Source organism: Dyadobacter pollutisoli, assembly GCF_026625565.1.
Lineage (GTDB): Bacteria > Bacteroidota > Bacteroidia > Cytophagales > Spirosomataceae > Dyadobacter > Dyadobacter pollutisoli.
Genome location: NZ_CP112998.1, coordinates 4503971 through 4518989, shown reverse-complemented (window position 1 = coordinate 4518989; position 15019 = coordinate 4503971). Strand labels below are relative to the sequence as shown.

15 protein-coding genes are annotated in these 15019 nt (G+C 43.6%); 9 read left to right on the top strand and 6 right to left on the bottom strand.

The window, feature by feature from the left end:
- The first annotated feature begins 1 nt into the window (after nucleotide 1).
- From ON006_RS18515 to ON006_RS18480, 8 genes are all read left to right on the top strand, one after another.
- Nucleotides 2-421, top strand: a complete 420-nt coding sequence (locus ON006_RS18515; RefSeq protein WP_244820858.1) for an acyl-CoA thioesterase — start codon at nucleotides 2-4, stop codon at nucleotides 419-421.
- A 16-nt stretch (nucleotides 422-437) separates the two neighbouring features.
- Nucleotides 438-1361: a YihY/virulence factor BrkB family protein gene (locus tag ON006_RS18510; protein WP_244820857.1), complete on the top strand. Its 924-nt coding sequence runs from the start codon at nucleotides 438-440 to the stop codon at nucleotides 1359-1361.
- An 88-nt stretch (nucleotides 1362-1449) separates the two neighbouring features.
- Nucleotides 1450-2475 (top strand): glycosyltransferase, encoded by a 1026-nt coding sequence (locus tag ON006_RS18505; RefSeq protein ID WP_244820856.1) that lies wholly within the window; start codon nucleotides 1450-1452, stop codon nucleotides 2473-2475.
- Nucleotides 2476-2506: 31 nt separating this feature from the next.
- Entirely contained in the window at nucleotides 2507-3133 is a 627-nt protein-coding gene (locus ON006_RS18500) for an L-threonylcarbamoyladenylate synthase (RefSeq protein WP_244820855.1), read from the top strand.
- A 104-nt stretch (nucleotides 3134-3237) separates the two neighbouring features.
- Nucleotides 3238-3897 carry a WbqC family protein gene (locus ON006_RS18495; RefSeq protein WP_244820854.1) on the top strand — a complete coding sequence of 220 codons (660 nt, stop codon included), beginning with the start codon at nucleotides 3238-3240 and terminating at the stop codon, nucleotides 3895-3897.
- Between the two features lie 67 nt (nucleotides 3898-3964).
- The gene (locus tag ON006_RS18490) at nucleotides 3965-6505 is read left to right on the top strand and encodes an ATP-dependent Clp protease ATP-binding subunit (RefSeq protein ID WP_244820853.1); all 2541 of its coding nucleotides are present in this window, start codon (nucleotides 3965-3967) and stop codon (nucleotides 6503-6505) included.
- A 170-nt stretch (nucleotides 6506-6675) separates the two neighbouring features.
- Complete coding sequence (locus ON006_RS18485) at nucleotides 6676-8361, top strand: carboxylesterase family protein (protein WP_244820852.1); 1686 nt, start codon at nucleotides 6676-6678, stop codon at nucleotides 8359-8361.
- Between the two features lie 33 nt (nucleotides 8362-8394).
- Complete coding sequence (locus tag ON006_RS18480) at nucleotides 8395-9279, top strand: sugar phosphate isomerase/epimerase family protein (protein ID WP_244820851.1); 885 nt, start codon at nucleotides 8395-8397, stop codon at nucleotides 9277-9279.
- A gap of 70 nt (nucleotides 9280-9349) precedes the next feature.
- Here the strand turns inward: ON006_RS18480 and atpH are convergent, their stop codons facing one another.
- From atpH to ON006_RS18450, 6 genes are all read right to left on the bottom strand, one after another.
- Entirely contained in the window at nucleotides 9350-9886 is a 537-nt protein-coding gene (gene atpH, locus ON006_RS18475) for an ATP synthase F1 subunit delta (protein WP_244820850.1), read from the bottom strand.
- Nucleotides 9887-9909: 23 nt separating this feature from the next.
- Nucleotides 9910-10404 carry a F0F1 ATP synthase subunit B gene (gene atpF, locus ON006_RS18470; RefSeq protein ID WP_244820849.1) on the bottom strand — a complete coding sequence of 165 codons (495 nt, stop codon included), beginning with the start codon at nucleotides 10402-10404 and terminating at the stop codon, nucleotides 9910-9912.
- A gap of 159 nt (nucleotides 10405-10563) precedes the next feature.
- Nucleotides 10564-10827 carry an ATP synthase F0 subunit C gene (gene atpE / locus ON006_RS18465; RefSeq protein WP_244820848.1) on the bottom strand — a complete coding sequence of 88 codons (264 nt, stop codon included), beginning with the start codon at nucleotides 10825-10827 and terminating at the stop codon, nucleotides 10564-10566.
- Nucleotides 10828-10872: 45 nt separating this feature from the next.
- Nucleotides 10873-11967: a F0F1 ATP synthase subunit A gene (gene atpB / locus ON006_RS18460; RefSeq protein WP_244820847.1), complete on the bottom strand. Its 1095-nt coding sequence runs from the start codon at nucleotides 11965-11967 to the stop codon at nucleotides 10873-10875.
- A 24-nt stretch (nucleotides 11968-11991) separates the two neighbouring features.
- Nucleotides 11992-12351: a hypothetical protein gene (locus tag ON006_RS18455; RefSeq protein ID WP_244820846.1), complete on the bottom strand. Its 360-nt coding sequence runs from the start codon at nucleotides 12349-12351 to the stop codon at nucleotides 11992-11994.
- Nucleotides 12352-12373: 22 nt separating this feature from the next.
- Nucleotides 12374-12622: an AtpZ/AtpI family protein gene (locus ON006_RS18450; RefSeq protein ID WP_244820845.1), complete on the bottom strand. Its 249-nt coding sequence runs from the start codon at nucleotides 12620-12622 to the stop codon at nucleotides 12374-12376.
- 134 nt (nucleotides 12623-12756) lie between these two features.
- On the opposite strand from ON006_RS18450, the gene porW reads away from it, so the two are divergent.
- The gene (gene porW, locus ON006_RS18445) at nucleotides 12757-14970 is read left to right on the top strand and encodes a type IX secretion system periplasmic lipoprotein PorW/SprE (RefSeq protein WP_244820844.1); all 2214 of its coding nucleotides are present in this window, start codon (nucleotides 12757-12759) and stop codon (nucleotides 14968-14970) included.
- Nucleotides 14971-15019: the final 49 nt, after the last annotated feature.

Genomic DNA, 15019 nt, shown 5'->3' with positions numbered 1-15019 from the left:
CATGTTTAGCTACGAAGTGAAGGGAGTCAGGGTGCGTTATGCCGATACTGACCAGATGGGATACGTGTATTACGGAAATTACGCACGGTACTACGAAATAGGAAGGGTAGAGGCATTGAGAAGCCTCGATTTTCATTACAAAGTGATGGAGGACGAAGGTGTGATGATGCCGGTTTATGAAAACCGTTCCCGGTACCTGAAACCTGCCCGGTATGATGACGAATTGAGTATCAAGGTAACATTGCACGATATGCCGGGTATCCGGGTGGTTTTTCATTACGAAATCCGCAACCAGAATGATGTTTTGCTCAATACCGGCGAAACTACATTGGTTTTTCAGCGTCGCGACAACGGAAAGTTGTGTATGGCGCCGGAAAAATTGCTCAACAAGCTGAAACCGCATTTTGAAATCAAGGAGTAACCCAAAAGGACACACTATGCTTGAAAAACTGTTGAAAAACCGCCATATCAAGCGAATTATCATTTGGTTACAGCAAACCATGCTGCTCAAAGGAACTGTCTCTTTGTATGACATCCTGATCAATCTGGTCAAGAGTAACCGCAAATATGATATCGACCAGCGGGCTTCGGCAGTTGCGTACAGCCTTACATTGGCCTCATTTCCGGCCATTATCTTCCTTTTTACACTCATCCCGTATATTCCGATCGAGAATCTGGATAAACAGATCATGGAATTGCTGAGAGAAAATATTCCGAGAGGAATTTATGAGGATGCGGATCAAACCATCATCGACATTGTCAGCAGGCCGCGGAAAGGCGTGTTGTCGCTCGGTTTTATATTTGCCATGATCGCTTCCACCAACGGAATGATGTCATTAATGCGTTCGTTCGACATGGTTTACGAAGATCACGAGACACGTGGATTTCTTCAGATACGGGGAATAGCCATTTTACTGACATTGCTTCTGATCGCAGTACTTTTCCTTTCCGTCATTCTGCTGATCGTCGGCGACGGTGTTATGAACCTGGTCAGCGACTGGCATATTTTGAAAGATAACTGGCTCATTACCTTGCTGAACATTACCCGTTATCTGGTCAGTTTCGGGTCATTGATGTTGACGATCTCCATTATTTACCGATTCGCCCCATCGCACGGCAGGCAGCACGCTTTTGTTAATGCAGGCTCCATTGTGGCCTCCATTCTGATATTGGCGGCGACCTACGGGTTTTCGTTTTATCTGTCCAGATTCAGCTCCTACAACAAGCTTTACGGGTCGATCGGTACCATGATCGCACTAATGATCTGGCTCTATCTGCTTGCATTCGTAATCATTCTGGGTTTTGAAATCAATGCCAGTATTATGGCTGCAACGAGGATTAAAAAGGTGACCAAGAGGTAACTTACCGCTAAATAACAATCTCGGTAACTTCATTTTATTGTTCCTAGCTTTGTGACTTACGGCGTACAAATTAACTACGATCGCCGTCGTGAGATTGGAATTCGCGTTACTGCGTGTTGAAATGAAAGCATTGGAAAAGCCATTGGTTACTGTGATCCTGACCACATATAATCAGGAAAAATACATAGAGGAGACTCTTACTTCGGTATTTTATCAGACATATCCCTACATTCAGCTCATTGTAGTCGACAATGCCAGCACCGACAGTACGCTTTCGCTAATTGAGCGATTTAAAGCATCAGCCCCCGCATTTCAGATCATCAGAAATAATACCAATTACGGCTTGTGTAAAGCATTTAACCAGGGACTCAACATTGCCAATGGCAAATACATGATCGATCTCTCAGGAGACGATATCATGATGGCCGACCGGATCGAAAAGCAAGTTGAGGCTTTTGAAAAATTACCGGAGGAATTTGCAGTGGTGTTTTCAAATGCCATTTACATTGATCAGAAAGGCTCACGGCTGCATAATCACTACGCGGTCGATGGCAATGAAAAAGCACTGGCGCCTGTTCCCTCAGGCGATGTCTACAAAAATATCCTCGAAAAATATTTCATCTGCACGCCTACCATGATGATGCGGACAGCGGCGCTCAATCAAATGGGCGGCTACGATGAGAGCTTGCTGTTTGAGGATTTCGACTTCTGGATACGCTCTTCTGTTCTCTTCAAATACTTTTATCTGGACGATATCCTGACAAAAAAAAGGATCCACCCATCTTCACTTTCTACCAAAGTTTATCAAAAAGGAAGCGGTATACTGGCTTCTTACTATGCGGTTTGCAATAAGGCTTACGATCTCAATCGCGATCAGCAGGAATTTGATCTTTTAGCGGCACGAATCCGTACATTTATCAGGAAATGTCTGTATGCTCAGGAGTTCGAGCTGGCGATCCGTTTTAGACGATTGCTTAACTACATCGAGAACCCGGGCTGGCAGACAGAATTGATCGTTTTTATGTGCAGGCTGCATCTTCCGCTGAATTTTGCTTACAGGTTTTATATCAAAAACTTAAAAAAAGTACTGACCCAGGAAGGATTTAGCTTTTAGAATTGTTAACTCAAAAAGCTATTTAGTTCCTATGCCCGCTGAATTCATTAAAATTTACCCGCAAAATCCTGACGAAAGGAGAATACGTCAGGTAGTTGATTGTCTGAAAGATGGTGGTTTGGTGATTTACCCTACTGACACTGTTTACGGTTTGGGCTGCGATATTTACAACTCCCGCGCCGTTGAAAAAATAGCCAGGATAAAGGGGATTAAGCCGCAAAAAAATGACTTTTCCTTCATTTGCTACGATCTGAGCCACATTTCGGACTATGCCAGAGTAGGTAATGCAGCATTCAAAATCATGAAGAGGGTTTTGCCTGGCCCATATACTTTTATTCTTGATGCAACGAGTAATGTACCAAAACTGCTCAATACAAATAAAAAGACGGTTGGTATTCGCGTGCCGGGCAACCTTATTCCGAGATTGATCGTAAAAGAATTAGGGAATCCTATCGTTACTACGTCAATCAAGGATGATGACGAGATCATCGAGTACTCCACTGATCCTGAGTTGATCTACGAGAAATTTCAGCATCAGGTAGACATGGTGATCGATGGCGGCTATGGCGGTAATGTAGCCTCGACGATTGTCAAAGCTGACTCCGATACTTTTGAAATAATCAGGGAAGGTTTGGGTGACATAAACGTTTTTTTATGAGGCGAAAATTGTAATGATCTAAGTTGGTTTTGAACAATGCTGACCACAGAAAATAATTATTATAAATTTTTTGATAATATCATAAGGCTTTACCATATTTGATAGTGCCAGAATTAGTAAGTATTAATGGTCAGTCCAGTGAAGTAAGGATTGAATTGCAGTATCTGCCCTGTTTGGAGTATTTTACATGTTTATTGCAGTACGACCGGATTTATATTGATGTGGATGAGCGGTATGTGAAGCAGACTTACAGAAACCGGTGCAGCGTGCTTACTACCAATAAGATTGACATATTAACAGTACCTGTAAAAGGATACGACGCAGCCAGCCCCACAAAAGATATATTGATTGATTACAACCAGGATTGGACTCGGCGTCACTTGGGTTGTTTGAAATCCGCCTACGGAAAATCTCCGTTCTACGAATTTTATGCACCCGAATTCATCCGGATATATCAGAAGAAATTACCTTTCCTGGTAGATTTGAATTATGAATTATTGACAAATTGTCTTAGATTGGTAGGTATAAAGAAGGATATAAGGTACAATTTGTCAGGTGAGTTAGAAGGCAAAATTGGCGTTGAAAATGCTATCTCGCTTATTAACAACAAGAAAAGCCAGAATTCTAATCAATATTACAAGTCAGTACCGTATTACCAGACCTTCGGGAATGATTTTGTGAGTAACCTAAGTATTGTTGATTTACTTTTTAATATGGGGCCGGAAGCAAAGAGTGTTTTGTTAAGATCCTGTAAGTCCCAATAGCGCTATTTTTGAACAAAGATGGATCAAGTAGCGTTTAGAATTTTAAAACACTTTTTATTGCTACACAATGGAAGCAAAATTTTCGAATAGAGTGAAAGAGGTAATCTCGATGAGCCGGGAAGAGGCCCTCCGTCTCGGACATGATTACATTGGTGCGGAACACTTGTTACTTGGAATGATCCGTGAGGGTGATGGAGTGGCGATTGGCTTACTTAAAAAACTCGGCGTATCCCTGGACGATGTTCGTCAGACTATTGAACAGGCTACAAAAGGTGCCGCAACCAACAATGTTAAAAATTTACAAAATATACCGCTGACCAGGCAGTCGGAAAAAGTTTTGAAAATTACTTATCTGGAAGCAAAAATATTCAAAAGTACCCTTATCGGTACTGAGCATTTGCTCCTTTCCATTTTGCGGGATGAAGACAATGTTGGCACCCAGATACTTCATAAATTTAATGTTAACTACGAAGTCATCAAAGAAATGTTAGAATATCAATCATCAGGATCCAGACCCCATATGGGACCGGAGACCGAAGACGGAGATGATGAAGCAAGAGGTGGCATGTTTGGAGGAGGAGGAGGCTCCGCATCCGGAAAAGAATCAAAAGGCGCAGAGAAATCCCGCACGCCTGTGTTGGATAACTTTGGCAGAGATTTGACCAAAATGGCCGAAGTTGGCAAGCTTGATCCGATCGTTGGACGTGAGAAGGAAATCGAACGGGTTGCCCAGATCCTTAGCCGTCGTAAGAAAAATAATCCAATTCTGATCGGTGAGCCGGGTGTTGGTAAAACTGCTATCGCAGAAGGACTTGCCCTGAGGATCGTACAGAAAAAAGTGTCTCGCGTGCTTTTCGGAAAACGAGTGGTAACACTTGACCTCGCTTCATTGGTTGCCGGAACGAAATACCGCGGACAGTTTGAAGAGAGAATGAAAGCCGTCATGAATGAACTGGAAAAGTCTCCGGACGTCATTTTATTTATCGACGAACTTCATACAATCGTGGGAGCAGGTGGCGCATCCGGATCTTTGGACGCTTCCAACATGTTCAAACCGGCATTGTCCCGTGGAGAAATTCAATGTATCGGAGCTACTACATTGGACGAATATCGCCAGTACATTGAAAAAGACGGAGCCTTGGCACGTCGGTTCCAAATGGTCATGGTGGATGCTACTTCCATTGAAGAAACCATTCAGATCCTTGAAAACATCAAGGATAAATACGAAGATCATCACCATGTGAACTACACTGCCGAGTCGATCAGTACCGCGGTGAAATTGTCCGAACGTTACATTACAGATCGTTTCCTTCCGGACAAGGCTATCGACGTATTGGATGAAGTAGGAGCAAGGGTTCACATTAGCAACATCACTGTTCCTGAAGATATTCTGGTTTTGGAAGAACAAATCGAGAATATCAAACAAGAAAAGAACAGGGTTGTTAAAAGCCAGAAATACGAAGAAGCAGCGCAACTGAGAGATCGTGAGAAGAAATTGATCGATCAACTTGACCGTGCGAAATTGGCTTGGGAAGAAGAAACCAAACAGAAGCGCTACACTGTTACCGAGCACAATGTTGCTGAGGTAGTAGCAATGATGACGGGGATACCTGTTACCAACGTTTCCATGGACGAAGGCAAGAAATTGCTAAACATGGCCGACGAGCTGAAAGCCAAAGTAATTGGTCAGGATCCGCCGATTGAAAAGCTGGTAAAAGCGATTCAGCGTACCAGAGTAGGGTTAAAAGATCCGAAAAAGCCGATTGGTTCTTTCATATTCCTTGGACCGACTGGTGTTGGTAAAACGGAGCTTGCGAAAGTGTTGTCTACCTATCTTTTCGATAAAGATGATTCACTGGTTCGCATTGACATGAGCGAGTACATGGAGAAATTCAGCGTATCTCGTTTGGTAGGAGCTCCTCCGGGATATGTAGGATACGAAGAAGGTGGTCAGTTAACTGAAAAAATCCGCCGTAAACCATACAGTGTGGTACTTTTAGATGAAATCGAAAAAGCGCACCCTGATGTTTTCAATATCCTGCTGCAAGTTTTGGACGATGGTATTTTAACAGATGGTTTGGGTCGGAGGGTCGATTTCAGAAATACGATCATCATTATGACCTCGAACATCGGCGCGCGTGATTTGAAAGATTTCGGATCAGGCATCGGTTTCTCTACCAAAGCGAAAACCGAAAATCAGGACGACATTATGAAAGGCACCATTCAAAGTGCGCTTCGTAAAGCATTCTCTCCTGAATTCCTGAACCGTTTAGATGATGTGATCGTGTTCAACTCACTGCAACGTGAAGATTTGCACAGAATTATCGACATTTCCCTTGGCAAGCTGTTTAGCCGTGTTAAAGGGTTAGGATACGAAATTGAATTGACCGTAGCTGCGAAAGATTTTCTGTCGGATAAAGGGTACGATCCACAGTATGGAGCTCGTCCTTTGAACCGGGCGATCCAGAAATACCTGGAAGATCCCGTTGCTGAGGAAATACTTAAAGGAGATTTGCGCGAAGGCGATGTGCTGGTTGCCAATCACGAAGAGAACAGTGAACAACTTGTGATCAGTGTTCGTAAAAAAGAAGAAGAGCTGGCTAACTAGTTGGGCGGTTTCTGAAAGCAATAATAATGCTGAGAGGCGGATCGAAAGGTCTGCCTCTTTTTTGTGAATTGACAATTATTAACAAATTGCAGCAAAAAGGAAATATCACTTTTATCGCAATGGCGTTATGAATTAGTTTATATTTAGCCATTGAAAATTCTAATAACGACATGGGAATAAATCTGTCTAAAGTCCTCCTTCTTGTCACTTTTGGCTTGTTTGTAAACTTTGCCGAATTAAGAGCGCAAAAACTCTCTCCCGGACCTCAGGTACTAAGTTTCTTCTCGGATGCTGATGACACCGAACAGCCCTATGGTGTGTACCTTCCTAAAAACTACGATCCAAACAAAAAGTACCCGCTGGTGATGATGCTGCATGGTGCGGGTTCCAATCACCGTCTTGCGCTTCGCAGGGTTTTTGGAAAAAGCAATGCTGAAGGTGAAACTGATGCAGAAGCGACCAGAGAATTTCCACAGTGGGATGATGTCGATTTTATTGTTGCGTCGCCTTATGCACGCGGAACGGCGGGTTATCAGGGAATCCCCGAGGAAGATGTTTATGACGTGCTGGACGACGTGAAAAGGCGCTTTAACATCGATGAAAACAAAATATATCTGACAGGTTTGTCAATGGGCGGTGGCGGTACATTGTGGATCGGCCTTACGCGTCCGGATATTTGGGCAGCGATAGCAGCTGTTTGTCCGGCCCCACCGGCAGGTACATTCGATCTGGCAGCTAACGCTTTGAATTTTCCTGTTCACTTTTTTCATGGAGATGCGGATCCTGTGGTTCCGGTGGCAGGTACCCAGAAATGGGTGGCACATTTGCAGGACATTGGCGTCGAGGTGAGTTACAAGGAGTTTGTGGATGTAAAGCATGACAGCTGGGTGAGTGCCTACGACAATGAATTTATATTCGAATGGTTCGGCCATGCAGAGCGGAACCCTTATCCCGATCGGGTGAAATTTGTAAGTAAGAAGTACAAGTATAACAAGGCGTTCTGGGTGCAGTTTGACAAGATAAACTTAGGTACACTAGCTGACATTGATGCGAAATTGATCAAAGTAAATACCGCTGAAATCATAACGAAAAACCTGAACGCATTTACTCTTAACCTGAAAGGGCACCCCAAGTTCAAAGGCGGGCAAGTGTTTAATGTTAAAATTGACGGCTCCAATGTGACTGCCACAACCGATAGTTCTGTTTCTTTTGCTAAAAATGGCAATGTCTGGGCAGTCGCTTCGAAAAATGAGACAGCCGCCGGATTGACCAAAAGGAAAGGGGCAGAAGGACCCATTTTTGACGCATTTTCTTCACGTCACGTGTATGTGTACGGGACAGCCGATAATCCTTCGGCAGAGGAGTTGAAAAGACGAATGGATATTGCGAATCAGGCGGCGGCCTGGTCGCATTACCGAGGCCCGTTTTTGGGTAGGGTAATGTTCTTTCCACGGATTATGTCAGACAAGGAAGTGCGGCCCAGTGACCTTGAAAGCTGCAATCTTGTCCTGTTTGGGACAAAAGAAAGTAATGCATTGATCGCTAAATATGCAGACAAACTTCCTGTACATTTGAATCCGGCTGACAAACTGCACGGATTGTTTTATGTCTTCCCCATGGAGAAGCGCTATGTAGCAGTAAGCTCAGGTTTACCCTGGTGGACGGGTGCTGTGGATCAGGGTTTCCCGTTTGTGCCGGTCATGCACCGGAAACTGGCGGAATATAAGGACTTACTGTTTTTTAAAGAATCTGCCGACAAAATCGTGGCGGATGAATATTTCACGGAAAACTGGAAACTGACCGAGGAGGCTAAGAAAAAACTTTCCGGCTCAGGCGCAATTAGTATTACTCAATAGAACAATTACCTTTTATTTTTTTGATTTAAACCAATGAATAGCAACGAAAAGATTTCACGGAAATCATTTATCAAAGCAAGTGCTTTTGCACTGGCAACCCCGATGCTCTCGAAGCTGGACTGGGCTGCGAAGGCTCCTTCTAAAATCGGATTGCAACTTTATACCCTCAGAAACGACATTTCAAAGGATTTGGAAGGTACGCTGAAAAAAGTGGCAGCTATCGGTTATAAGGAAGTGGAACTGTTCGGATATTCGGATGGCAAGTTCTTCGGAAAAACAGCCAAGGAGCTTAAAGCGATCCTGAATGGTCTCGGACTTGCTCCTGTGAGCGGGCACTATGGCGCTGGTGTACAGAACAAGACTACCAAAGGTACATTGAGCAACGATTGGCAAAGAGCTGTAGACGACGCGGCGGAATTGGGGCAGAAGTATGTAAACTGTGCCTACCTGACCGACGGAGAGAGAAAATCCATTGAGGATTATAAGAAGTATGTTGATCTGTTTAATAAATCAGGTGAAGTAGCCAAAAAGGCAGGTTTGCAGTTTGGCTATCACAACCATGATTTTGAGTTCAAGCAACTGGACGGTCAGCTTCCTTATGATGTGATCGCGAGTACCGATCCTAAGCTGGTGAAGCTGGAACTGGATCTTTACTGGATCGTTAAGGCTGGTCTGGACCCGGTGGATCTTTTCAAAAAGTATCCGGGCCGCTTCCCATTGTGGCACGTGAAGGATATGGACAAAACTGACAAATCGTTTGCAGAAGTAGGAACGGGATCCATTGATTTCAAGAAGATCTTTGATAACCGTAAGCTAGCGGGAATGACGCATTTCTTTGTAGAGCAGGACGTTGCGAAGATACCAGCCGTGGAAGCAATCGAAATCAGCTTCAAGAACGTGACCAAGATGAAGGTTTAGCACTTCGCTGCAATAAAAAAAGACCCGGCCGCATAGCAGCCGGGTCTTCCAAATTATGCAGATAAAAATATCAGTTTACTAACTGTAATTTAAGTTCATTAAGGCGGCTTTTCAGCGAAGCGTCGATTTGGCGATCATCAATACGAAGTACGTAACCTCCGATCAGGCTTGAATCCACTTTTTCAGCAAGCTGCACTGTTCTGCCCGTTGCCGAGGTAACAATGTCAGTGAATTGTTTGCGAAGTGCATCGGTAAGCGGGGTAGTAGTTACCACAGTTGCTTTCTGAATGCCTTGATTAAGATTATAGGCTTTGATGAATTCTGCGGCGATCTCGTCCAGAATAGCCTCTCTGTTTTTTCTAGTAATAATTTTGAAAATGGCGTAGGAAACAGCATTCACGCGACTTTCGAAAAGTGCCTTTAAAATGCCCGCCTTCTTTTCGTGACGTACAACAGGGCTTTTCAATGCAAGCATGAGGCCTCTGTTTTTATCAGCTGTATCTTTGAACAAAACCATATCCTGATAAACAGCTTCCAGAACATTTTGTTCTTTGGCAAGATCGATCAGTGATTTTGCATATCTGGCAGCTACAATGCTTACTGACATCGGAAATTAAATTTAAATACCTTTTAATTAAGACGCGCAGATGAAGCAAGTTCTGCGATCAATTTTTCCTGAGCTTCTTTGTCTTTCAATTCGCGGTTCAGAACTTTCTCCGCGATTTCCAATGAAAGTGTCGCAACTTCTTTTCTGATCTTGGACACTGCAAGCTGCTGTTCATTGCGGATGGCTTCACGTGCACTTTCGATCATTTTTTGTGCTTCTACGGCAGCTTTGTCTTTTGATTCAAGGATGGTGCGGTCAGCAGCATCTTTGGCATCACGAAGGATCTGATCACGAACTGCATTCGCTTCTGCGATCAGTTTTTCGTTGTCAGACTTCAATTTAACCATTTCAGCTCTTGTTCTTTCTGCAAGATCAAGTGCTCCCTGAATTTCGTTTTCGCGTTCTTTAAGACCATTAATAATTGGTTTCCACGCGAATTTTGCCAAAATGAAAACTACCAGCAAAAATACCACCAGCATCCAGAAAATAAGGCCTGGGTTTGGAGTAAGCAATGACATAGTATAAATGAGTTTTGAGTGTAAGATTATAAAGGTTTCACCCTTTTACTGGCTCTCTTCTTATTAAAATTTCGTGGAAGCCTAATGCTCCCACGACGATTTTTTGGTTACCTCCGTACCTAATGTAGCAGAAGTAAGGACCTGAGTCCAATGTTTCTACTAAAGCTTGAACGAGATCAGCAGACAGATTACCGCCGCGAACAACGCTACCGCTTCAATAAGGGCCGCGATGATAAGCATTGCAGTCTGGATAGCACCGGCAGCTTCTGGTTGACGGGCGATACCTTCAACAGCGCTACCACCGATTTTACCAATACCAAGACCAGCACCGATAGCTGCAAGACCAGCACCGATAGCAGCACCGAATACCGCAAGACCTGCACCACCTTGTTCTGTAGCCTGAAGCAAAATTTGAAGCAACATAATTGTGTTTGTTTTAAAATATAATTAATAAAAAAGAGATTCAGATCAATGTCCGTGGTCTGCGTGGCTATGTTCTTCGATAGCGCTGCCGATGTACATGGACGACAAAAGGGTAAAAATAAACGCCTGGATAAATGCTACCATGATTTCGATAAAGTTCAAAAACAAGGCGAAAAGCGAGATAACCGGTGCGATTGCAAAACTTTGGAAAATGAATATCAAACCGAAAAGGCTCAATAGGATAATGTGGCCTGCTGTCATGTTGGCAAATAACCGGACCATCAATGAAAAGGGCTTCATGAACACACCTACAATCTCGACGGGGATCATGATGATCAACAGCGGCAGAGGGACACCAGTTGGTCTTACAAGGTGTTTGTAGTAATTACCATTTGCATTCAGGTGAACGACAATGAAAGTCAGTAAAGCCAATGTCATGGTTACCGCAATATTTCCGGTAAGGTTGGCTGAGCCTGGAAGCAATCCTAAAATGTTATTGATCAGAATAAAGAAAAACAATGTCAGCAGGTAAGGCAGGTATTTTTCATACTTAGGGCCCACATTCGGTTTTACAACATCGTCGCGTATGAAAAGGATAATGACCTCCATCGCAGACTGAAATCCTTTCGGTGCTTTGCCTTTGTTATTTTTATACCAGCTGGCGATGCTTGTGAATACGAGGATCAGAATGACCGCGCTCAGCAGCATCGACGCTACGTTCTTAGTAATGGAAAAGTCATAGATAACGCGCGACTCGTCAACAGGTACAATCTGCTCGGAGTCACCGTGAACGAGATGATAACCGTTGTATTCGTGGTGATCGTTATGGAAATTGGAAGACGAGAAAACTTCAAGCCCGCGATCAGCAGAATAAAGAATAACAGGTAGAGGGATAACAACACCGTGCGTCATTTCCCATTCGTGGGAATCGGCAATGTGGTGCATGATCATCTCACCAATGTTGAACTTCGCTTCCGACTCTTCAAGCTTATGTTCAATTTTATGCTCTTGATCATTAATGCCTTCCACAACCTTTTCAGCGGTGTGCTGGGTAGGTTCTTCTGCCCGTGCAGGAATGTTGAAAAGGCAGGTTGCCACAACTAGGGCAGTAGTAAAAAACAGTCTCAAATAGGTATACATAAATGCTTGAAATACTATGCTTTGTCAATCGCGGCGCAAGTTACGATACAAACCATATATTTCAAAGCATGTATAAAATAAATAGAGTGCAAAAAAGTTGGTAACAAATAGGAATGAATCACTTAGCCCCTGATATAAAAACAGCGCTATAAACACCAGGCTAAGTACAATGCGGCCAACAATGGTAGAAATGTAAAATGTGACAAATTTTTCCCGATTGTTTCTTAATCCGAATTCCATCAGCCTGTGAGCAAAGAATGACAAGCCGAAAAAGAAGATCAGAATGTACCATATATAAGGATGCAGGAAAGAACCGTAGTGAAAGTACTGAGCAAGGAAAAATACAATTCCCAGGATAACAGATGCGAGTAAAGTGCGTAACATGTGGGATGGTTTACGTGGTGTTTTACTGTTTGGTAAAACTTTTGATTAGAAGATAAAGAGACGCTGCAATGGAAGCAAGAGACAGGATAAGCGTCCACACGGGAAGCTTGTTTTGTTGCCACTCGTCCAATTTGTAACCGCCATAAGTAAAGACCAGGATGGTGCCCAGCATTTGCATGGCCATACCCGAATATTTCAGAAATCGCGAGGGCGAATTATCACCTGAGTATTTACCATTCGCATTCGCGGGATTACTATTGTCTTTTTTCATGCAATTGGTGTAGAATATTAAGGTAAAATTGCTTCAAATTTTACAAATGACCTTATCTTCGATACGTAATTATTCAAAATACCGTTTTAGATTTGCTTGAATAGAAGAAAAAAGACATCCCTAACGTCAACTTTGTGGCCGACCGCTTAGCTCCCCATTTCCGCAGAACAGCATTATTGATCACTACTACCTGTTTGCTGGCTGCCTGCTCGCAGTTTAGCAGCCGCCCGGGAGCGACGACTTTCCATAATATTTCTGCGCGGTACAATGCATATTTCATGGCAGAGCAGGATATGATGGAGGCGGAATTTGCCATGCGGAAGGCTTTCAAGGAGGATTACAATCAGTTGCTGCCGATTTTGTTGCCAATGGATTCGCTTCTCTCGCTGCCAGTGAAGCCTCAATTACAGGATGCTATCAAAAAAGCATCCATTGTCGCTGAAAAGCACCAGAATAGTAAATGGCTGGATAATAGTTACATTATTTTGGGTAAATCGCGACTTTACCTCGGGGAGTGGGCCGACGGGCTGGAAGCATTACGTTACGTATATGCCAACGGCCGCGACGAGAATGATAAAAACAATGCGCTGATCCTTTTAATGCGGGCATACATTGTCAGAAAGGACTACTCCAATGCGCTCGGCGTGGCAGAATATCTGAGTCAGCAGCCTCTCAATAAATCAGCAGTTAAAGATTTTTATCTCACAAAAGCATATTTACATCAGCAAAATGGCGAGTACCTTACTTCCGTCGCTATTCTGGAAGAAACGTTTCCATTGCTGAAAAAATCAATAGAAACAGCTAGAATACATTTTGCCGCGGCTCAGATGTACGACCGGCTCGGGCAGTATGCATTGGCTAACAAACATTACCGCAGCGTGAGTAAAAACCGTCCTGATTATGATCTGGGCTTTTATTCTTCTATGAACTCGCTGCAAAATGAGGTGGTTTTGAATCCCAAAAAGGATTTGAGCTCGGTTGGTTTTGACAGAATGCTGAGAGACCGCAAGAATGATGATCTGAAAGACAGGATTTATTTCACAATGGGGCTACTTGCGGAGCACAGGAAGCAAATTCCCGAAGCTGTGGCTTACCTTCAAAAAGGTGCAGCGGCGTCGAAAGGAAAGAACCTCGAACAAAAGGCTTATACCTATTTACAGCTGGCGAGAATTCACTACGAATCGCTCGAAAATTTTGAGAAATCCAAAGCATATTATGATAGTGCGCTGGCGATCTTGCCGCAACAGGCTCCCGAATATCGCCTGGTAGCAGATCGAAAAAGAGCATTGGATAGCTTCGTCTCTCAATATACCATTGTGTCTACCGAGGATAGTTTGCAAAAACTGGCGAGAATGAATCCGGCTGCGCTCGATAACAAGATCGATGCGATCATTGAAGAAAAAGAAAAACAGCGGCTGGCAGAAGAAGAGAAAGCCAAAAAAGCATTGCTCGCCGCGCAAAATGCAAATCCCCAAAACAACTCACCTAACCTTTTAAGCAACGGTAATGAGAGAAGATGGGAATTGTACGATCCGGCGCAGATTAACCAGGGTAAAATAGAGTTTAAGAGAACCTGGGGAAACAGGCAACTCGAAGATGATTGGAGAAGAAGCAGCCGCCCACTACGATCGATCGCCGGTAATAATGGCAATAATGCGGCTGATAGCTCGGCTTCTGTGGCGGGAACCGCAGCTTCGACAGGAATGAAAAAGGGCGATCCTGAATGGCAGGAAGTGCACGACCTGTTGAAAAAGAATATTCCGTTGACCGATCAGCAGTTCGCCGATTCTCAAAAAAAGAAAGAGGATGCTTTGTACAATCTCGGCAAGATATATCGTTTCGACCTGAAAGAATCGCAACGTGCCATCATCACATTTGAACGTGTGCTGGCTGATTTCCCCAAAACACAGTATAAAGACGAGATCTACTATTTGTTATACCTGAGCTACGAAGACAACAATCAAAACAAATCGGCTTGGAAAGACAAGTTGCTCAGCGAGTATCCGACCTCCACTTACGCAAGGTTGGTTAGTAAATCTACAGATGCGGCTGGTTCAGCGAATTCCGGAAATCCGGTGAAAGAGTATGAGGCGGTATATAAATTGTACACTGACGGTAACTTTACCAAAGCATTAGAAGACATTGAACAAAATCTTCCCGCATATAAAGGCAGTTCAATGGAAGACAAATTTGCACTCCTGCGCGTTTTCCTGATTGGTAAAGTCAGAGGCAAAGAGGCTTACTCGCAAGCCATTACGGAGTTTATTCGACTCTATCCTTCCAGCATTTACCTGCCCAGGCTCAAAGAAATGCAGGAACTTAATTCACTTTCCATGGGAAAGAGATAATAGCCTGAAATTGTATCTTTGTTTGTTTACTACCTAATAACCCCACATA

Bases quoted from the DNA above. Each gene is read 5' to 3' on its own strand.
- ON006_RS18515 (WP_244820858.1), top strand. From the start codon at position 2: ATGTTTAGCTACGAAGTGAAGGGAGTCAGGGTGCGTTATGCCGATACT.
- ON006_RS18510 (WP_244820857.1), top strand. From the start codon at position 438: ATGCTTGAAAAACTGTTGAAAAACCGCCATATCAAGCGAATTATCATT.
- ON006_RS18500 (WP_244820855.1), top strand. From the start codon at position 2,507: ATGCCCGCTGAATTCATTAAAATTTACCCGCAAAATCCTGACGAAAGG.
- ON006_RS18490 (WP_244820853.1), top strand. From the start codon at position 3,965: ATGGAAGCAAAATTTTCGAATAGAGTGAAAGAGGTAATCTCGATGAGC.
- ON006_RS18485 (WP_244820852.1), top strand. From the start codon at position 6,676: ATGGGAATAAATCTGTCTAAAGTCCTCCTTCTTGTCACTTTTGGCTTG.
- ON006_RS18480 (WP_244820851.1), top strand. From the start codon at position 8,395: ATGAATAGCAACGAAAAGATTTCACGGAAATCATTTATCAAAGCAAGT.
- atpH (WP_244820850.1), bottom strand. From the start codon at position 9,886: ATGTCAGTAAGCATTGTAGCTGCCAGATATGCAAAATCACTGATCGAT.
- atpF (WP_244820849.1), bottom strand. From the start codon at position 10,404: ATGTCATTGCTTACTCCAAACCCAGGCCTTATTTTCTGGATGCTGGTG.
- atpE (WP_244820848.1), bottom strand. From the start codon at position 10,827: ATGTTGCTTCAAATTTTGCTTCAGGCTACAGAACAAGGTGGTGCAGGT.
- atpB (WP_244820847.1), bottom strand. From the start codon at position 11,967: ATGTATACCTATTTGAGACTGTTTTTTACTACTGCCCTAGTTGTGGCA.
- ON006_RS18455 (WP_244820846.1), bottom strand. From the start codon at position 12,351: ATGTTACGCACTTTACTCGCATCTGTTATCCTGGGAATTGTATTTTTC.
- ON006_RS18450 (WP_244820845.1), bottom strand. From the start codon at position 12,622: ATGAAAAAAGACAATAGTAATCCCGCGAATGCGAATGGTAAATACTCA.